This window comes from Aeromonas oralensis, from assembly GCF_049665575.1.
Classification (GTDB): domain Bacteria; phylum Pseudomonadota; class Gammaproteobacteria; order Enterobacterales; family Aeromonadaceae; genus Aeromonas; species Aeromonas hydrophila.
Genome location: NZ_CP187186.1, coordinates 1,990,016 through 2,009,071 on the forward strand (window position 1 = coordinate 1,990,016; position 19,056 = coordinate 2,009,071).

Sequence of the window (19,056 nt, forward strand, 5' to 3'; positions counted from 1 at the left end):
CGGCAGACTTATTTCCCAGCTGCGGGCGTAACGTCAGGTCGACGATATTTTCTGGCACTGTTAATCGGCACGGTTAACACGGTTAAATAGTGCCGTTCAGGCTATTCAACAGCGCTGACTGATGGGCCAGATATATACCTTGTTACAAAAGCATGTCTGTTGCTGATATCCCTCTTGGGTATGATTGATTACACTGGCGACCACGGCCGGGTTGCAGGCTGCCAGCCTTTGGTAGCCCCATTGGCCTACTCGGGGCCGACTTTGCTGCTGGCAATAATATTATTCATGTCATCAATAATGCGAGGCGTCTGCAGGGTGCTGTCGCCATTTTTTCGTTGTTGCGCGCTGGATATGGACGATGCGCAGTGGCCGCCAATAATAATGTTCAGGTTTGAAAATTGGGAAATAACATGAGAATCGTGTGGAGCTTGCTCTATTTCTTCAGTGTCTTGGCCTTGGCTGGCCCTGTGCTGGTCAAGGAGCAGAAAAAAGTGGCTGATCCGCTGATCGTGCCCTATCAGCAATATCGGCTCGACAATGGCCTGACGGTGATCCTGACTCAGGATCACTCCGATCCTCTGGTGCACGTGGCGGTCCACTATCGGGCGGGGTTGCCGGAAGAGGCCCAAGGCCAGTCCGGGCTCGCCCATCTGTTCGAGCACATGATGTTTCAGGGCTCGGCCCACGTGGGGGAGGAGGGCTACATCCGGCTGCTGCAACAGGTGGGTGGGCGCAACATCAATGGCCTGACCTCCCGGGATCAGACCCGCTATTACCAGACGCTGCCAGCCAATCAGCTGGAGAAGGTGCTCTGGCTGGAAGCGGATCGCATGGGGTTTCTGCTCGATACCCTCTTCCAGCAGAAATTGGAGGCCAAGCGCGATATTGCCAAGAACGAGCGTGCCACCCTGGTAGATGCAGCTCCGTATGGCAGGGTGCTGGAGGTGCTCAACCGCACTCTCTACCCCCCAATCACCCCTATTTCAACACGCCGTTTGGTCGGGTGGCTGACCTGGATCGCCTCACCCTGGAGGACGTGCGCCAGTTCTTCCTGCGCTGGTATGGACCCAATAACGCCACCTTGGTGATCGGTGGCGATATTCAGCCGGCCCAGACCCTGGCCTGGGTCGAGCGCTATTTTGCCGCCCTGCCTCCATCACCGGCTCAGACTCGGCCGGTAGTGCGCCCGGTGGCGCTGAAAAAGAGCCGTTATCGCACTCTGGTCGATCGGGTCAGCGAGCCCATGCTGGTGCTGGCCTATCCGACCGTTTCCGCCCGCGAGCCCGACTTCGAGGCCCTCGATCTGCTGGCGGATCAGCTGGGGGCTCGGCCAGCGGCCTGTTGCAGCGACAACTGCAGCAAAGCGGCCGGCTGGTCTCGGTGACAGCCAGGCAGGAGTGCGGCGTGCTGGCCTGCATGCTGGTGATTGAGGCGGTGCCCAATCTGGCCAAAGGGGGCGAGCTGGGTCCCATCAAGGCGGAGATCGATCGGATCGTCGGCCAGCTCGCCAGCGAGGGTGTCTCCCGCGAGCAACTGGCCCACTCGGTCAATGCCCAGCGGGCCCAGCGGATCTGGCCGCTGGACAGCGTGGCTGGCAAGGTGGAGCAGCTGGCCACCGGCCACACCCTGTTTGATGACCCCAACTTTCAGTACCGCAACCTCAAGCGCATCGCCCGGGTGACACCGGCCGATCTGCAACGGGTATTGACGCGCTATGTGCTGAACAAGCCCAGGGTGGTGCTGAGCGTGGTGCCGGCCGAGCACCCTGAATGGCAGGCGGGCAGCCCCAACTTTGTCGAGCCGCCCCCCTTGCCGCTGGCCCGGCCGACCCCGCCTCTGACTCCTCATGTCATCAAGGAGGCCCTGGACCGACGCCAGGAGCCGGCCAGCGGTGGCGCCTTGCCGGTACCCATGCCGACACTGTGGCAGGCCAAGCTGGGTGAGCGGATCTCCCTGCTCGGTCACTACAGCGATGAGGTGCCGGCCTTTGCCATGAGCATCAACTGGCCGGGCGGTGAGCGTGCCGAGCCGGAGGGTAAGGGTGGGGTCGCCACCCTGGCCGACGCCATGCTCTCCCTTGGCAGCGAGCAGCTGCAGGCGGCCAGCATCGAGGAGCGGGCGCGTCAGCTGGGGGCCAATATTCGCTTCAATCATGGGGAGGGGCGCAGCTACATCGAGATCCAGGGGCTTACCTCCCATTTTGACGAGACGCTGGCCCTGGTGCGGGAATTGGTGCAGCAGCCCGCCATGCGCCTGGCCGATTTTGAGCGCAGCCGATTTGATTACAGCCAGTGGCTGCAGCAGCTTGCTCGCGATCCCGAGTGGCAGGCGGACTGGCAGTTCGGCGCCCTGCTTGAGGGGAACAAGCGGCCGGATCTGCTGGCCAGTGTGCGAGCGCTGACCCTGGACGATGTGCGCCATTTTTACCAGTCGGTCTATCGCAGCGGGGAAGCTCAAGTGGTGGTGAGCGGAGATCTGGCTCAGGAGCGGGTGATGAAGGCCCTCGGGTTTCTGGTCGAGCCAGCAGGTCAGCCCGCGGCCCTGCACTCTCTGGATTGGCGCGGTCAGCAGGCCAAACGGGCCATCTATCTGCTGGACAATCCCGGGGCGGCGCTCAGCCAGATCCGGGTGGGGCGGCGCGCCATGGCGGAAGATGCCTTCGGCGAGCACTACCTGACCCGGCTGATGAATGTGTCCCTCGCCGAGCGGCTGCACATCCGGCTGCGCGAGGAGCTGGGTTACACCTACTTTATCGACGCCGCCTTCGACGGCAACGCCGATGCTGGCCACTTCATGCTGCAAAGCAGCGTGCGCAGCAGCGTGACCGGGGCGGCCCTGCGGCAGATCCTGCAGGAGCTCGACAAGTATCAGCGGCTGGGGCCGACCCGGCTGGAGGTGCGCACCCTGCGGGATCGGGTGCTCAATGGTCAGGCGCTCGATTACGAAACGCTGCCAAATGAGATGGAGTACATGCTGCCCATCTTGCTCAAGGGGTGGCCAGAGGATTATGTGGAGCAGCGGGTGCAGCAGGTGAGCCGGCTCTCTCCCTTTACCCTGCGTGAGCTGGCCCGTCGCTGGCTCGATCCCGACGACATGGTGATCCTGGTGGTGGGAGATGCCAAGACGCTGGCTCCCGAGCTGGCCGCGTTGGGCTGGCCGGTGCAGCGCCTCTCTGCCACGCCTTAAGCGGGTTTGCCCCTATTGGGCAACGGGCCGCAAGCAAAACAGCCCGCCCCCTGGCAGGGGGCGGGCTGTTTTTTTGCGCTCAAAAAGGTGAACGGTCAGATGAGGGCCAGGGCGGCGGCCAGATCGGCAATCAGATCGTCGGCGTCTTCCACCCCGATGCTGAAGCGGATGAGGTCGTCATTGACCCCGGCGGCGAGGCGGCTCTCCTCGTCCATGGCGGCGTGAGTGGTACTGGCCGGATGGCAGGCGAGACTCTCGAGATCGCCCAGACTCACCGCCTGCACAAACAGCTGCAGGTTGTCGAGCAGGGTGGCACAGCGCTCAAACCCGCCTTCCAGCTCGATGCTCACCATGCCGCCAAAGCCGCTGGCGAAGGCGCCGAGGGCATCGTGGCCCGGATGGTTGGCAAGGCCCGGGTAGATCACCTTCTTCACCGCCGGATGGGCGGCCAGGAAGTCAGCCACCTTCTGGGCGTTGTGCAGGTGGGCATCCATGCGCAGGGGCAGGGTCTTGACCCCGCGCTGCAGCAGGTAGGCCTCCTGCGGACCGATGGGGGAACCGATGTGCTTGAGGGCCACGGTGCGAATCGACTTCATCAGCGCGTGAGAGCCCGCCACCACCCCGGCGATGATGTCGCCGTGGCCGCCCAGGTACTTGGTGCCGCTGTGCATGACGATGTCGATGCCAAGCTCCAGCGGGCGCAGCAGGTAGGGGGTGAGGAAGGTGTTGTCACACACCGTAATGGCGCCCACCTTGCGGGCCGCTTCCACTACCACCCGCGGGTCCACCACCTTGAGGGTGGGGTTGGTCAGGGTTTCAAACAGTACCACCTTGGTGGCGGGGCGGATGTTGGTCAGCAGATCCTGATCGCTCTCATAGGCGGTGACCTTGATGCCGGCGCGGCTGAAGGTCTGCTTGAGAAACGCATCGGTGCCGCCGTAGAGCGGGCCGATATAGGCCACTTCATCGCCGCTGTCGGCCAGGGCATACATGATGGCGCTCACCGCCGCCATGCCGCTCGCCACTACCAGCGCTTCGTCGGCCCCTTCCAGTGCCGCCAGCTTCTGCTCCAGTTCGGCGGTGGTGGGATTGCCAAAGCGGCTGTAGATGAAGCCGGGAGCCTGACCGGCGAAGCGCTCCTTGCCCGCCTGGGCGTTGAAGTAGCTGAAGGTGCTGCTCTGATAGAGCGGGGTGGTGAGGGCGCCGGTCTGGGGATCGATCCGCTGGCCGCTGTGCACGCTCATGGTTTTGAATTTCATTGTATTGCTCCGTCATTGCCAGGCTGTGGCCCAACTGCTTGTGTCATCTGAAGGGCGCCGTGGCGCCCCTCGTCTATTAGGTATGGCAGCCTCAGGCGGGTTGTGGTTCGCGCCGATCGCGCTTTGCCATCTGTTCGCTGCTTGTCTGCGCATTGGCGGACGCAAGGTCGACGCCATAGTGGCGGGCCGCCACATCCGGGTGGGAGCGCAGCCTCCCTTTGAGTACGTTCTCCCCCACCTGATAAAAGAGCGGGTTGGTCGGGTCGCTCTCGGGCCCCTGTGCCTGCGCCGCCAGCGCGGGGGAGAGGCTGAGCAGCGGCACGGTCGCATCCAGCCGCGCCGCCATGAAGAAGGCGCAGGAGAGGCGCGATACCCCGGGCGGCGGGCTCTGCACCCGGTGCAGGGTGGCCTTGAGGTAGCCGTTGGAGGCGAGCTCCAGCAGCTCGCCGATGTTGACCACCAGGGCGCCCGGCAGGGGCGGCGCAGAGATCCAGCCGTCGGCCGTCTCCACCTCAAGCCCGGAGTGATGGTCCTGCATCACCAGGGTCAGGTAGCCGGGATCCTTGTGGGCACCTACCCCCTGACCGCTGCCCCCTTCGGCTTGCCCCGGGTAGTGGATCAGCTTCATGTGCTGATGGGGCGCCCCGCTAATACTGTCGTCAAACACCCCTGCCGGCTGCTCCAGCACCTCGGCGAAGGCGGCCAGCAGGGTGAGGGTGATGGCGCTCAACCTATCTTGCCACGCCAGCAGCTGCGCCTGCATACCGGGCAGGGCGGTGGGCCACTGGTTGGGGCCGATGAGCCGCTGCCAGGGATGCTGAAGGCTGGCGGCATCGAGGGCGGCCTCTTCATTCATGATGTCGAACTGCTCGCGCAGATCCGGCCGCGCCCGGGTGAGCTCGGCCCCCACCTGGTTGTAACCGCGAAAGTGGGGGGAGTGCACCATCTGTACCGCCAGCTTCTCCTGCTGTGGCAGGCCGAAGAAGCGGGCCGCCAGCGCCAGGATTTCCTGCTGTTCTTGCTCGCTCAGGCCATGGCCGATCAGATAGAAAAAGCCCACCTCACGGGCCGCCCGGCCAAGGGTGGCCAACATCTGGCGACGGGTCTCGGGGGCGCCGTCGAGCGCGGCGAGATCGATGATCGGCAGTGGTGAATGTTCCATGTGCACCTCCTCACTGGCCAGGGGCGGGATGTTACCCGCACACCTGACATGAAAACGACGACGCCCTGACCGATAAACCAGCCAACGCCCTGTTGCCAGGGCTGGCGCCATTTGGATTGAGGGAGATGCTACTGTTCGGAGTTATAAGACGGAAACAACAAATTATTCTTAGTTATATACAAAAATCGAAATAGAATTCGCCACCCATCCGGGTGGCTGCCGATTGAGCGGCGATAATGGCAATATACCGGCGCACTTGACACCCATGTTGGCCTGACTCGGCATATACCGGCTTGAGCGCCATGTGAGCTCAACTTGAGCCAAAAAGAGGCGAGCATCGCTGGCTGTACAGAGATGCGGAAAATGCAGAGATGCAAAAAGGGAGGCTGATGCCTCCCTTTGTGTGACGGGCGTTGCGGTCCTGTGTGGTGCCTGGCTCAGGCTCAGTAACCCAGGGTAAAGCGCTGGCGCAGGTGGGCTGGTTTTTCCGCTTCGTTGAGCACGCCGTCGGCCAGATCGCCAACCGTGATCCCGGCCGGTTGTTCACCGCTGAACAGCACCTGATCGGCACCGAGCCGGTAGCCGCCGCGCTTCTCGCCGGGTTCCAGGAACACGGGCGGGGAGACGAAACGCCAGTCGAGGGTGGTTTCACGGCGCAGGGCGGTGAGGCCGTCGCGGGCGGCCAAGGCCCCCTGTTTCCACTCGGCAGGGAATTCCGGGGTATCCACCAGTTGCACGCCCGGGGCAATTTCCAGACTGCCGGCACCACCGACCACCAGCAGCCAGCTGTTGGCCGCGAAGGCAGCGGCCACGATGGCGCTGGCCCCCTTGAGGTACTGGTCGTAGATGTCCGGGGCAGTCCAGCCCGGGTTGTAGGCGCTGATCACCCGATCGTGCCCCTTGAGCACCTTGGCCAGCGCCTGGCTGTCCTGGGCATCCACCGCCACGACGGTGACCTGCGGGTGAGCGGCGACCTTGCTCACGTCACGCACGATGGCGGTGACGTGATGGCCGCGGCTGACGGCTTCATTGAGGATGGCTGTACCGACAAAACCGCTGGCACCGATCAGGGCAATTTTCATGGGAGATTCTCCTTCACTGTTGGAATGGGGCTATCCTACGCCCCCGAATGTGATTTAATAATCCGTTGTAAATTGCATTCACTTATAAGCTGGATTTAATAATGGAACAGCTCAAGCGTTACGCCATCTTCGCCGCCGTGGTCGAGGCGGGCAGCATGACCGGCGCCGCCAAGGCTCTCGGCATGACACCTTCCGCCGTCAGTCAGCATATCAGCCAGCTGGAGAGCCTGCTCGGCCTCACCCTGCTGCACCGCTCCACCCGCCGCCTCAACCTGACCGAGGCGGGGGAGGTGGTGTGGCAGGGGTGCCAGTCCCTGCAGCAGACCCTCAACCAGACCGAGCTGCGCCTCTCGGAGGTGCGTGACAGCCTGCTCGGTGAAGTTCGGATCACCGCCCCGGTGGGGATGGCCGGCCAGCCGCTGGCGCGGGCTCTCTCGCCGCTGCTGCAGGCTCACCCCGGCCTGTGCATCCAGATCATCGCCGACGACGAGAAGCGGGATCTCATTGCCGAGCGCATCGACGTGGCGCTGCGGGTCGGCACGCTCTCGGACTCCACTCTGGTGGCGCGCAAGCTGGGCCAGACCCGGATGCTGTTGTGCGCCTCGCCCGCCTATCTGGCGCGCAAGGGTACCCCGCGCAGCCCGGAGGCGTTGCTGGATCATGACTGGCTGGCCGCCGATATGCTGAGCGGCGGCCTGACCTTCTTCGACGAGAAGGGGCAGGGGCACAGGGTCAAGCCCAAGCCGCGGGTGGTCTGCAACAACGTGCTGCCGCTGCGCCAGTTCACCCTGGCGGGGCAGGGGGTGTCGCTGCAGCCGGAGGGGGAGATCGCCGAAGATCTCGCCTCGGGTCGCCTGCTGGAGCTGCTGCCGGGCTTTCGGGTGCCACCCATGGAGATCCACGCCATCACCCCGCAGCGGGAGATCCCGGAGAAGGTGCGCCGGGTGATCGCCGCCCTGCGCAGCCACTTCGCCGAACCGGTGGGGGCCGCGGCGACACGTCCGTAGTCCGGGCAAGGAAGAAGGCCGTTCCGGTTGGCCGGAGCAAACGAAGAGCAAACAAGGATCAAACAAAGAGGGCAGCCCGCGGGCTGCCCTCTGTCGATGCAATGCCGGTGAGACCAGGCCCGGCCTCACTTCATGTAGAGGCCGCCGTTGATGGCCAGGGTCTCACCGGTGATATAGGCACCCGCCTCGCTGGCAAGAAACACCACGGCGGCGGCGATCTCTTCCGGCTTGGCCAGTCGGCGCATGGGGATGTCGGCCTTGATGCTGTCCAGGATGTCGGTGCGGATCGCCTCCACCATGGGGGTGGCGGTGTAGCCGGGGGCGATGGCGTTGACCGTCACTCCGAAGCGGGCCCCTTCCGCCGCCAGCGCCTTGGTGAAGCCCAGCATGCCCGCCTTGGCGGCCGAGTAGTTGACCTGGCCGAACTGCCCCTTCTGGCCATTGACCGAGGAGATGTTGATGATGCGGGCATCGCGCTGCTCGCACATGGCGTCAAACAGCGGCTGGGTCACGTTGTAGAGGCTGCACAGGTTGGTGTGGATCACCTCGAACCACTGCTCCGGAGTCATCCGCTTGAAGGCCCCGTCCCGGGTGATGCCGGCATTGTTGACCAGCACATCCACCCGCCCTTCATCCTGCAGCAATCGGCCCAGGGTGTCGCGGCACATGGCGGTGTCGGCCACGTCCAGCGCCAGCAGCCGCACCTGATCCGGCCGAAAACCCTGCTCCCCGTACCAGTCGTGCGCCGCCGCCCCGTTGGCGCTGGAGTGGGTGGCGATGATGCGATACCCCTGGGCCAGCAAGGCGGTGGTGATGGCGGATCCGATGCCGCCACGGGCTCCGGTGATCAAGGCAACTTTCTTCATCTTGGCTCTCCCTGCGTAAAGGATTCGAACGAGGACTTTATGGGCTTTTTGAGGTAATTGATATATTTGTTTTCAAACAATCTGACAGGGTAACGCGTCACTTTTGTGACAGTCTGCCAAGCTGGCTTGACGCGCTGGCCTAAGGGGTGGGCAAGGGGGCCGGGGTGAGCGCAGCGGCCAGCGCTTGCCGCCAAGGTCGCGGCCATGTTTAATGGGGCCCTTGCGCGTAGCGCCTTGCCGACAGCCCAGATCCGATCTCGTCATGACCATCTTGTCCACCATTCCGGGCGCCGTGCCCCAGCCGCACAGCCAGCTGACCCGTATCGAACGGGTACTCGACTACATCCACGCCAATCTGGATCAGCCGCTGGCGCTGGCCGAGCTGGCGGAGCAGAGCTGCTGGTCGCGCTGGCAGCTGCAGCGGGTGTTCCTCCATGAGACGGGGCTGACGGTGGCCCACTATGTGCGCGAGCTCAAGCTGAGCCAGGCGGCAGAGGCGCTGCTCTCTGGCCGCCAGCGGGTGCTGGATCTGGCGCTCTGTTACGGTTTTGGCTCAGAGGTGAGCTTCAGCCGCGCCTTCAAGCAGCAGTTCGGCTGCTCGCCGCTGGCCTATCGCAAGCGCGGCCTGCGGCTGGGGCTGCGTACCCCCCTGGTGCGGGCTACCCTGCCGCAACCCATGCCTGCCAGGCTGGTACAGGTGCGGATCGAGAGCCAGCCGGGCTTTATCCTGCAAGGGGTGAAGGGGCAGATCCGCGGGCTGTTTGCCACCGTCCCCGACTTTCAACAGACGGTGCCCGCCATCTGGCGTGCCCTGCGCACGGCGGGCGGTTTGCCACCCGGGCAGGAGCGGGTGGGGGTGGTGGATGTTTCTGGTGCCGGCGAGTTGCTCCCCTACTGGGCGGGCAGCGTGATGGAGGCGGGGGCCAGTTTGTCCGCCGGTCTGGCGCACCTCCCGGTGCCGGCCCAGACCTACGCGGTGCTAAGTCACGTGGGCCCCGTCAGCCAGCTGGGGCAGACCCTCAACTGGTTCATCCTGCACTGGCTGCCAAGCTCCGGCTATCGCGGTGTGGACGGTTTCGAGCTTGAGCGTTACGCCCCCGATTTTGACGGCAACCAGCCGGATGCCCGCATGGAGTATTGGCTGCCCGTCTCGCCTCTGTGAGCCGGCACCTCTTGCCCGGCGGATGCCGGGCGCTGCTATCTCTCTTTCCCTTTTTGCTGCGCCAGGCTTTGCTATCCATTCGGCATCGCCTGTGTTGCTGCCGTCAGTTGAGGTTGCCGGATGGGGCCAGAGTGGCCTCATTTTCTCCCTTTTCAGTGCCAACATGCCCCAAATTGTTAATTCAAGGGCAAAATGACCCAATAAAATGCAAATGAGATTTGTTACTATTCACTCATTGCATTCGAGGATCAGATGTACGCCACTCACCCCCTTTGACCCTGGTCGCCGCGACTATCTCCGCCCTGTTGGCTGGCCCTGTGCAGGCAGCTGCTGCCGAGCGCCCGACACAGACCCGGGTCGACGAGACCCTGACCGTGCTCGGCGAGACCTATCGCAACACTGCGACCAAGACCCGGCTCGACCCCCTGGAGACGCCCCAGGCCATTTCGGTGGTGGAGGGGGAGACCCTGGAACAGCGCGGCGTCAGCTCGGTGAGCGAGGCGCTGCGCTACGTGCCCGGCGTCAACACCGAGCTACGGGGCGGGGCGGTCAACCGGCTGGATCTGTTCAACATCCGCGGCTTTGACAACTACCAGAACTTCTACGACGGCCTGCTGCTGCAGTACAACGACTGGAACCTGCAGCCCCAGATCGATCCGGTGGCCATCGAGCAGCTGGAAGTGTTCAAGGGGCCCACCTCCGTGCTATACGGCAGCATGCCCCCCGGCGGCATGGTCAACCTCATCGCCAAGCGCCCCCAGCGGGAGAGCAGGCACAGCGTCAGCGTGGCGAGCGGGACGGGCACCCTCAAGGAGCTGACCCTTGACAGCACCGGTGCCCTCAACGAGCAGTTTGCCTATCGGCTGGTGGGGCTGGCCCGCCAGAAAGAGGGCCAGGCGGTGACCTCAGAGGAGGAGCGCTACGTGCTGGCGCCCTCTCTCGACTGGCAGTTGAGTGATCGCACTCTGCTAAACCTCAACCTCTATTACCAGAAAGACCCGCAAGCCGGCATCTACACCACGGTACCGGCCAGCGGCTCGGTCAAATCCAACCCGCTGGGCCAGCTGGGCAGCGATACCTTCCTTGGCGATGAAAACTGGAACCACTACAGCCGGGAGGTGACCCTGCTCGGCTACAAGCTGAGCCACGACTTCAACGCCAACTGGCAGCTGCTGCAAAACGCCCGCTACATGGATGCCTCGGCCAACCAGCAGAACACCTACAACGCGGCGCTGGCGGCCGATAACCGCACCCTGGCCCGCAACGCCTACCTGACCGATGAAGACTCTCGCGGCTTTGTCATCGACAACCAGCTGGCGGGCAAGGTGCAGACTGGCAAGGCCCAGCACAACCTGCTGCTGGGGGTGGATTACCAGTATCTGGATGCGCGCATTCTCTACCGGGATACTCTCGACTACTCTGCCCCGGCCATCGACATCTTCAACCCGAACCACCAGCAGATAGTGCCGGCAGACCTGGCCTTCAACTATCAGGACAACCGAACCATCCGCCAGTATCAGAGCGGCCTCTACCTGCAGGATCAGGTGCGCCTCGATCGGTTGGTGGCCATCGGCGGCGCCCGCTACGACCGCTACCGGATGGACACCGACAGCCGGACCCTCTATCAGGGGGCGGCGAGCAACACCCTGGCACAGATTGATCAGGACAACCTCTCGCTGCGCCTCGGTGCCCTCTACGAGCTGGATCACGGCCTCTCGCCCTATGTGAGCTATGCCGAGAGTTTCGAGCCGGTGGCGGGGGCGGACAAGCAGGGCCAGGCGTTCAAACCGGCCACCGGCCGGCAGTGGGAGGGGGGGCTCAAGTTCCTCTCCGAGGACATGAGCAAAACCGCCACAATCTCGGCGTTCCACATCACCAAACAAAATGCCCTGGTGACGGATCCAGACAATGTCTACGGGCCCAAGTTGCAGACCGGCGAGATGGTCTCCAAGGGGGTCGAGCTGGAGGGGCGCGTCGACCTTACCAGCCGCTGGGATCTGGCGCTGAGCTATACCCGCCAGGAGATGGAGATCACCCGCGACACCACCAGCCTGCAGGGCAAGACTCCGGTCTGGGTGCCCAAGCAAATGGCTTCGCTCTGGAGCAACTACCTGCCGGCCGGTCCGCTGGAAGGGGGGCGCCTGGGGGCCGGTCTGCGCTATGTGGGGGAGGCCCAGCTTGATGCCGCCAACACCGATACGGTGCCGGATTACCTGCTGATGGACATGGCTGCCTCCTACGATCTGGCCCAACTCAGCCAGCGCCTGCAAGGGGTGGAGGTGTCACTCAGTGCCAGCAATCTGTTCAACAAGACCTACTACTCCTGCTACGACCAGAACAACTGCTGGTTCGGGGCAGAGCGCAGCGTGGAGGCGCGACTCAAATACGCATTCTGACCCTGCGTCCCGGGCCGCGCCCGGGACTCTCTCACCCCATGACCGGCGCCGGTCGCCGTGCCCGCACTCCGGGCGCACGGCGCGAGCCGGATCTGCAGGCGCTGGCGGATCACTGCGCCCTGTTCGCGGCCGCCGCCGGGCTTATCCCTTCCCTCAAGGGGCGGCTGGTGGCTGCCGGCGAGGCTGCGGCGCTGTTGACGGCGACCAAGCAGGCCACGTCGGCCGAGGTGGCGGCCGCGCTGCACGAGTATTGGCGGCTGGCCCATCCGGAGGCGGGTCCCGCCTACTGGCTCACCCGCAGCTGGGGCATGCTCTGCTGGCAATCCATCTATCTGGCCATGGTGGCCGTCTATCGGCTGCGGGCCGTGCCGGCGCTGGAGAGGCTGGGCCAGGGCTATCAGGATGGGCTGGTATCGGGCTTTACCCTGCCGGGCCGAGCCTATGATCAAGGGGGAGCTGGAGCTTTTGATCAAGGTGGCGGGCGAGCGGCTGCAGGCCCATTGGCAGGCACTGTTCGCAGCGCTCGGGCAGGTGCAGCGGCTGCGGCCGGGCTTCGTGCGTCCGCTCTTGGCGGACGATCTGCTGGCGGCGCTGGTGCGGGTACCGGCGTTCTTTGACGAGATAAGCCACGCCGAGGTGGCGGCCCATGCACCGCACTGGCTTGCTGCCTGCGGCCTGCCGGCCGAGCATCTGGCGGGATGGCAGCCGGCGCCCTGGCCGCCAGCGGCCGGCTTGGTCGGTTATGTGCGCCAGCGCTGCTGCCTGCACTACAAGCGCCGCGATGGTGAGCTGTGCGCCAACTGCCCGCGGCGACGGGGGGCGGCGAGCGGTGAAGAGGGTGCATGAACAGAGAAGCCCTGCGTGATGACAAGCCGCCCTCAGGCGGCTTTTTATTGCGCCTCGCTGTGTAGATTACTGCGCTTTTGCGTCGCCCATCTTGCTGCGAATGCGCTCGAACAGGCTCTGCAAACAGGCTTGATCCCGATCGGCGGCGCGCACGGCACCATACATGTGGCGGCGCACCCCCTCGGCGAGCGGGCGCGCCTCGAGCAGCCCCTGCCGCACGAACTCCTCGCAGGCCCAGCGCGGCAGGGCGGCGACGCCAAGGCCGGCGGCGGCCATCTGCAGCATCACGGAGGTGTTGTCCACCGGCTTGCAGCGGGCGGGCTCGATGCCGGCTGGCTGCAGGAAGCGGCTGAACACGTCCATCCGCGCCCGCTCCACCGGGTAGACCAGCAGCACCTCGGGGCGCAGATCCTCAGGCTTGATGGTTTGCTGCCCACAGAGGGGGTGGTCCGGCGCCATCACCAGCACCAGCTCGAAGGCGAACAGCGGCTCGAAGTGGAGATCGCCGCGCGCCTGCACGTCCGAAGTGAGCAGCAAGTCGAGCTGGCCGCCGAGCAGGGCGCTGATGGCATCAAAGCCCGGCACCGACTCCACCTCCAGATCCACCCCCGGCCACTGGCGGCGAAAATCGGGCAACAGCGGCAGCAGCCACTGGATGCAGCTGTGGCAATCGAGCGCCAGGTGGAGGCGACCGGCGTCGCCGCTGTGTAGGGCCTGCAGCTGTTTTTCGGTCTGTGCCAGCGCCGGCAGCACCTGGTGGGCTAGCCCCAGCAGCTGGTTGCCGGCCCGCAGTCAGCACCAGGGGGCGGCTCTTGCGCAGATAGAGCTCCAGATTGAGGCGGGTCTCCAGCTCCTTGAGCTGGTGGGAGAGGGCGGACTGAGTGAGGTTGAGGGTCAGCGCCGCACCGGCCAGCGAGCCCTGCTCGGCCAGCGCGCTCACCGTTTTCAGGTGCTTGATGTCGATCCCCGGGTTGCTTGACACCGCCATGGTATCCCTCCTTGTTGTGCCTGGGCGGCGGCTTGGCGCCAGCCTTGAGAATTTCTTGAGAGCCAGTTGAAAAGGATTCAATAGCCAACGCCACCTTACCTTGTCATTTTGGATGTGTAAACATCTGGATGGCCAAATCATCCAGTTCACCATCAGATGAATGAGCATAAGGAATGGAACCTATGACCTGCGCACACACCCTGGGCTTTCCCCGTATCGGCGCCAAGCGCGAGCTGAAATTTGCCCTCGAATCCTACTGGCGCGGTGAGACCAGCCAGGCCGAACTCATCGCCACCGGCAAGAGCCTGCGTGAGCGTCACTGGCAGGCCCAGCAACAGGCTGGTGTGACCCTGCTGCCGGTGGGTGACTTCGCCTGGTACGATCAGGTGCTCGGCACCAGCCTGCTGGTGGATGCCATCCCCGCCCGCCACCGTCATGGCGATACCGATCTCGATACCCTGTTCCGGGTCGCCCGTGGTCGTGTGCCGACCGGCCCGGCTGCGGCCGCCGCCGAGATGACCAAGTGGTTCAATACCAACTACCACTACCTGGTGCCCGAATTCAGCCGCGACCAGCGCTTCAAACTGGGCTGGAGCCAGCTGTTTGACGAAGTCGAAGAGGCAAAAGCACTGGGGCTGCCGGTCAAGGCGGTGTTGCTGGGGCCCGTCTCCTACCTGTGGCTTGGCAAGGAGAAAGAGAGCGGCTTCTCCCGCCTCGAACTGCTCGACCGTCTGCTCATCGTCTATCAGGAGATCCTGGCGAAACTGGCTGCCCAGGGGGTGGAGTGGGTGCAGATCGACGAGCCGGCGCTGGCGCTGGACCTGCCGGACGAGTGGCGTCTCGCCTATCTCAACGCTTACGAGCGTCTGGCTGGCCCCTGCAAGCTGCTGCTCACCACCTATTTTGGCTCTGTTGCCCATCAGCGCGACATCATCACCAGCCTGAAGGTGGATGGCCTGCACCTGGATCTGGTGGCGGCGCCCGAGCAGCTGGAGACGCTAGTCCCGCACCTGCCGGCCCAGTGGGTCATCTCGGCCGGGGTCATCAACGGTCGCAACGTCTGGCGTGCCAACCTGGCCAAGCTGGTACCGACTCTAAAATCGCTGAAGGATAAGCTTGGCGAGCGGCTCTGGGTCGGTTCCTCCTGCTCCTTGCTGCACAGCCCGGTGGACTTGACCCTCGAGCACGAGCTGGATGCCCAGACCCGCAGCTGGTTCGCCTTTGCCCTGCAAAAATGCTACGAGCTGGGGCTGCTGGCTGACCATCTCAATGGCGGGGAGCTGGACAAGATCAATGCCTACAGCCAGCCCATCGTGGATCGGGAGTCCGACAGCCGGGTCCACAAGAAGGCGGTGCAGTCACGGCTCGCCAGCCTGACCAACAGCGATTTCGATCGCCACAGTGCCTACCCGGTGCGGGCCGAGGCACAGCGCTCGGATCTCAAGCTGCCGCTGTTGCCGACCACCACCATCGGCTCCTTCCCGCAGACCTCGGAAATTCGGGTGCTGCGCCAGGATTGGCGCGCCGGTCGCATCGACGACAGTGCCTACGAGGCGGGCATTCAGGCCCAGATCAAGGATGCCATCCTGCGCCAGGAGGCCATCGGGCTGGACGTGTTGGTGCACGGCGAAGCCGAGCGCAACGACATGGTGGAGTATTTCGGTGAGCTGCTGGACGGCTTTGCCATCACCCGCTTCGGCTGGGTACAGAGCTATGGCTCGCGCTGCGTCAAGCCGCCGGTGATCACCCGTGACATCGACCGACCGACCCCCATGACCCTTGAGTGGACGAAGTTTGCCCAGAGCCTGACCGACAAGCCGGTCAAGGGCATGCTGACCGGCCCGGTGACCATCCTCTGCTGGTCCTTCCCCCGCGAAGACGTGAGCCGCGAGCAGTCCGCCCTGCAGATTGGCCTGGCCATTCGTGACGAGGTGGCAGATCTCGAAGCTGCCGGCATCAAGATCATCCAGATCGACGAGCCGGCGATCCGTGAAGGTCTGCCGCTGCGCAAGCAGGATCATCAGGCTTATCTCGACTGGGCGGTACGGGCTTTCCGTCTGAGCGCAAGCCCGGTGGCGGACAGCACCCAGATCCACACCCACATGTGTTACAGCGACTTCAACCTCATCATCGAGGCGGTGGCGGCGCTGGATGCGGACGTGATCACCATCGAGACCAGCCGCAGCCAGATGCAGCTGCTCGAAGCGTTCGAGCGCTTCAACTACCCCAACGAAATCGGCCCGGGCGTCTATGACATCCACTCGCCGAACGTGCCGAGCCAGAGCTGGATTGAAGGCCTGCTGCGCAAGGCGGCCAAGCAGATCCCGGCCGAGCGGCTGTGGGTCAACCCGGATTGCGGCCTCAAGACCCGCGGCTGGGAAGAGACCGAGGCGGCCCTCAAGGTGATGGTCGATGCCACCAAGGCGCTGCGCGCCGAACTGGCCTGAAAAGCATCAGCAAACAACAAGAGAGTTCGGGCATAACGAACGAGGGAAGGCGCAAGCCTTCCTCTCTTTTTTGTAGTTTGAAGCCCCTCAGAGGGTGACGACAAAGGCGCCGCTGGCAAGCCCTGGGCTTGGGACGGGCGAGGGGGCGCTCGGCAGCTGCTGCGGCTGGGGTTCCCTTGCCAGCGCCTCGGCCAGCCAGTGGTGATCGAGGGGGATGGCATTGCGATCACCGATCACCATATTGAGGTGCTGGGCGCCGAGGCAGCCGTAGCGGGCGGGATCGGTCTGGGTAAAGAGACCGAGGCAGGGCACGCCGCTGGCGGCAGCCAGGTGCAGAGGCCCGGTGTCGCCGCTGATGAAGAGGGAGAGGCCACCGGCAAAGCGGGCCAGCTCGCTCAGGCTGGCGAGGGAGACTTGCACGTCCCCGAGCCGGGGCTGGGGGTCGGCGGGATCCTCGAGCTGGATCAGCAGGGCGCTGGGGTAGTGGCGGCGCAGATCCCCGAGCAGTCGTTGCCACTGGGGCAGAGAGAGCCCTTTGCCTTTGCGGGCGCCAGTGAAAAAGCCGATGAGCGGCCGCGCCGGGTAGTCATGCCTGAGTGCCACCAGCCGTGGGCTGGCGCTGTGCAGCAAGCTGCCGAGCTCAATCTGATCGGCGAGATGGCCGTGCATGCCGAGCAGTTGCAGCGGCTGGTGGGCGTAATGGCAGTGCTGGTTGGGAGTGAGGGGCTGGGGGAACAGGGCATCGCCCTTGGCATCGTCAAAGCCCAGCTTCTCGCGGGCCTTCACCCAGCCGGCGATCAGGTGATCGGTGCTGGAGGCAAAAGGCACGTAGACCCGATCGTAGTGCTGACGGCGCAGCCGCCAGAGCACCGACAGGGAGGCCAGCAGCCGCTTGCCCTGCAGCTTGACCGGATGAATGCGCTGCAGCTGCAGATCGGCCAGAAAGGGGAGCAGCTGGCCGCCGCTGCACACCAGCTCAATCTCGGCGTGGGGGTGGGCGCTGCGCACCTTTTGCAAGAAGGGCAGCAAAAACAGGTTGTTGCCGATGCGGCAGGTACTGCGAATGACCAGGATCCGCCGGGGAGGCTGGCTGCTCGCCGGCAGTCGGCCTTGACGCGCGAGCCAGGCGAGGGCGGCCCGCTCCAGCCCGGCGGTCCAGCAGCGGCGCTGGCCGTCGAAGCGGCGAAGGGCATCTCTGATGGTGCTCATAAGTAGTGGCTCCGTGCATGAAGATGAGCTCAAGATGACACTGCGATTCTTAAGGGCGTGTTAAGAGAAGGGGGAAAGGGGTGCGTCAGCGGCTTTTTTGTAAGAATTTGTTGCTGCATCACAGTTTCGTGACGAGCGCGGGGAGCAGAGGGATGGCGGTGTGACTCCCATGAGGCCGCGCGTCACCAAATAAGAGGGGCCTGGCTGCATCTGACGGTGGTATTGGGCGAGAGGATGCCGTTAAAATTGCGCATTTGAAATAAATGTTATCCGCGCAGGAGCCCCATGCAGTTCAGGGATTTTTTTCCGGTATCCACCAATACCAGTATCAAAGAGAGTTGTTACGGCGCCCTGGGCGCCTTCGTCGGGTTGCTGGGTACCGCCCTCTTGTGTCGCTGGGGGCTGGGGCTTGAGGTTCATTGGCTGATCGCCCCCATGGGGGCCTCCGCCGTGCTGCTGTTTGCCGCGCCCGCCAGCCCGCTGGCCCAGCCCTGGTCCATCGTGGTGGGCAACGGGGTCTCGGCGCTGATGGGGGTGCTGAGTGCCAGCCTGGTGGCGGATCCGGCGCTGGCGGCGGCCCTTGCCGTGATGCTGGCCATCGCCGCCATGTTTCTCACCCGCAGCCTGCATCCGCCCGGCGGCGCCGTGGCCTTGACCGCGGTCATCGGCGGCGAGGGGATCCGCCAGCTCGGGGTCGGCTATGTGCTGCTGCCGGTGCTGCTCAATTCGCTCTTGTTGCTGCTACTGGCGCTCTGCTACAACCGGCTGCTGGGGCGCCGTTATCCCAACAGCGGTCAGGCCCAGCCCAATCGCCATCAGACCGCCGATCCCCAGCCGAGCGAGCGGGTGGCGACCCAGGCGGCGGACATCGACTTTGCGCTGGAAAAGCACGGCGAGCTGCTCGACATCAGCCGCCAGGATCTGCAGGTGCTGCTGCAGGAGGCCCAGCTGCACGCCCTGCGGGCCAGGGTGGGCACAGTGCGGGTGCAGGAGGTGATGTCGCGGGATCTGATCCTGATAGCGGCGCAGCAGCCGGCCATGGCGGCCTGGCAACTGCTCTCCCACCATCAGGTGAAGGCGTTGCCGGTGGTGGATGAGGCCGGCCGGCTGACCGGCATCATCACCCTGCACGACCTGATGATCGATCGGACGCTGCAACAGCCGCGAGGCGCCGCGGATCTGGCCGAACTGCGGGTCGCGGACCTGATGACCCGCAACGTGTCGATCGCCCGCCGCTATCAGCCGCTCTACGATCTGGTGGGCGCCTTCTCCGATGGCGGCCTGCACCACATGCCGGTGGTGGATGGCGAGCAGCTGGTGGGGATCCTGACCCAGTCGGACATGGTGGCGGCGCTGTTCAACCTGGTGCTGCACCCGGCGCAGGGTGAAACCGGCGCGCCGGCCAGCCCATAAAAAAGGCTCTGTCCCAGTTATGTGTTGAAAGGC

At 64.5% G+C, this 19,056-nt stretch carries 10 protein-coding genes and 3 pseudogenes; 7 read left to right on the forward strand and 6 right to left on the reverse strand.

Annotated elements, in window-relative coordinates; all coding sequences use genetic code 11:
* Window positions 1-410 precede the first annotated feature (410 nt).
* A pseudogene (locus ACPDZI_RS09475) lies at window positions 411-3,186 on the forward strand (M16 family metallopeptidase).
* 95 nt (window positions 3,187-3,281) lie between these two features.
* Here ACPDZI_RS09475 and ACPDZI_RS09480 read toward each other — a convergent pair.
* From ACPDZI_RS09480 to ACPDZI_RS09490, 3 genes are all read right to left on the reverse strand, one after another.
* Window positions 3,282-4,445: a trans-sulfuration enzyme family protein gene (locus ACPDZI_RS09480; RefSeq protein WP_438834411.1), complete on the reverse strand. Its 1,164-nt coding sequence runs from the start codon at window positions 4,443-4,445 to the stop codon at window positions 3,282-3,284.
* A 91-nt stretch (window positions 4,446-4,536) separates the two neighbouring features.
* On the reverse strand, window positions 4,537-5,607 hold the full coding sequence (locus ACPDZI_RS09485) for an isopenicillin N synthase family dioxygenase (protein ID WP_438834412.1): 1,071 nt from the start codon (window positions 5,605-5,607) through the stop codon (window positions 4,537-4,539).
* Between the two features lie 443 nt (window positions 5,608-6,050).
* A complete protein-coding gene (locus ACPDZI_RS09490) occupies window positions 6,051-6,689 on the reverse strand; it encodes an NAD(P)-dependent oxidoreductase (RefSeq protein ID WP_438834413.1) in 639 nt (212 codons plus the stop codon).
* Window positions 6,690-6,790: 101 nt separating this feature from the next.
* Here ACPDZI_RS09490 and ACPDZI_RS09495 point away from each other — a divergent pair, with 101 nt between their 5' ends.
* Window positions 6,791-7,696, forward strand: a complete 906-nt coding sequence (locus ACPDZI_RS09495) for a LysR family transcriptional regulator (protein ID WP_005300262.1) — start codon at window positions 6,791-6,793, stop codon at window positions 7,694-7,696.
* 125 nt (window positions 7,697-7,821) lie between these two features.
* Here ACPDZI_RS09495 and ACPDZI_RS09500 read toward each other — a convergent pair whose 3' ends face one another.
* Window positions 7,822-8,562: an SDR family oxidoreductase gene (locus tag ACPDZI_RS09500; protein WP_016350525.1), complete on the reverse strand. Its 741-nt coding sequence runs from the start codon at window positions 8,560-8,562 to the stop codon at window positions 7,822-7,824.
* A gap of 184 nt (window positions 8,563-8,746) precedes the next feature.
* Here ACPDZI_RS09500 and ACPDZI_RS09505 point away from each other — a divergent pair, with 184 nt between their 5' ends.
* The 3 genes and pseudogenes from ACPDZI_RS09505 (at window position 8,747) to ACPDZI_RS09515 (ending at window position 12,966) form a co-directional block, all read left to right on the forward strand.
* Entirely contained in the window at window positions 8,747-9,724 is a 978-nt protein-coding gene (locus tag ACPDZI_RS09505; protein ID WP_438834414.1) for a helix-turn-helix domain-containing protein, read from the forward strand.
* Window positions 9,725-9,996: 272 nt separating this feature from the next.
* Window positions 9,997-12,120, forward strand: a complete 2,124-nt coding sequence (locus ACPDZI_RS09510; protein WP_438834415.1) for a TonB-dependent siderophore receptor — start codon at window positions 9,997-9,999, stop codon at window positions 12,118-12,120.
* Between the two features lie 38 nt (window positions 12,121-12,158).
* Window positions 12,159-12,966 (forward strand): annotated as a pseudogene (locus ACPDZI_RS09515) (siderophore ferric iron reductase).
* A 66-nt stretch (window positions 12,967-13,032) separates the two neighbouring features.
* On the opposite strand, the pseudogene ACPDZI_RS09520 reads toward ACPDZI_RS09515, so the two are convergent.
* Window positions 13,033-13,954, reverse strand: a pseudogene (locus tag ACPDZI_RS09520) (LysR substrate-binding domain-containing protein).
* Between the two features lie 182 nt (window positions 13,955-14,136).
* Between ACPDZI_RS09520 and metE the strand changes: the two are divergent.
* Window positions 14,137-16,401 (forward strand): 5-methyltetrahydropteroyltriglutamate--homocysteine S-methyltransferase, encoded by a 2,265-nt coding sequence (gene metE, locus ACPDZI_RS09525; protein WP_438834416.1) that lies wholly within the window; start codon window positions 14,137-14,139, stop codon window positions 16,399-16,401.
* 87 nt (window positions 16,402-16,488) lie between these two features.
* Here the strand turns inward: metE and ACPDZI_RS09530 are convergent, their stop codons facing one another.
* Window positions 16,489-17,610: a glycosyltransferase family 9 protein gene (locus ACPDZI_RS09530; protein WP_438834417.1), complete on the reverse strand. Its 1,122-nt coding sequence runs from the start codon at window positions 17,608-17,610 to the stop codon at window positions 16,489-16,491.
* 285 nt (window positions 17,611-17,895) lie between these two features.
* On the opposite strand from ACPDZI_RS09530, the gene ACPDZI_RS09535 reads away from it, so the two are divergent.
* Entirely contained in the window at window positions 17,896-19,023 is a 1,128-nt protein-coding gene (locus ACPDZI_RS09535; protein WP_438834418.1) for an HPP family protein, read from the forward strand.
* Window positions 19,024-19,056: the final 33 nt, after the last annotated feature.

Bases quoted from the DNA above. Each gene is read 5' to 3' on its own strand.
- ACPDZI_RS09500 (WP_016350525.1), bottom strand. From the start codon at position 8,562: ATGAAGAAAGTTGCCTTGATCACCGGAGCCCGTGGCGGCATCGGATCC.
- ACPDZI_RS09480 (WP_438834411.1), bottom strand. From the start codon at position 4,445: ATGAAATTCAAAACCATGAGCGTGCACAGCGGCCAGCGGATCGATCCC.
- ACPDZI_RS09530 (WP_438834417.1), bottom strand. From the start codon at position 17,610: ATGAGCACCATCAGAGATGCCCTTCGCCGCTTCGACGGCCAGCGCCGC.
- metE (WP_438834416.1), top strand. From the start codon at position 14,137: ATGACCTGCGCACACACCCTGGGCTTTCCCCGTATCGGCGCCAAGCGC.
- ACPDZI_RS09485 (WP_438834412.1), bottom strand. From the start codon at position 5,607: ATGGAACATTCACCACTGCCGATCATCGATCTCGCCGCGCTCGACGGC.
- ACPDZI_RS09535 (WP_438834418.1), top strand. From the start codon at position 17,896: ATGCAGTTCAGGGATTTTTTTCCGGTATCCACCAATACCAGTATCAAA.
- ACPDZI_RS09495 (WP_005300262.1), top strand. From the start codon at position 6,791: ATGGAACAGCTCAAGCGTTACGCCATCTTCGCCGCCGTGGTCGAGGCG.
- ACPDZI_RS09490 (WP_438834413.1), bottom strand. From the start codon at position 6,689: ATGAAAATTGCCCTGATCGGTGCCAGCGGTTTTGTCGGTACAGCCATC.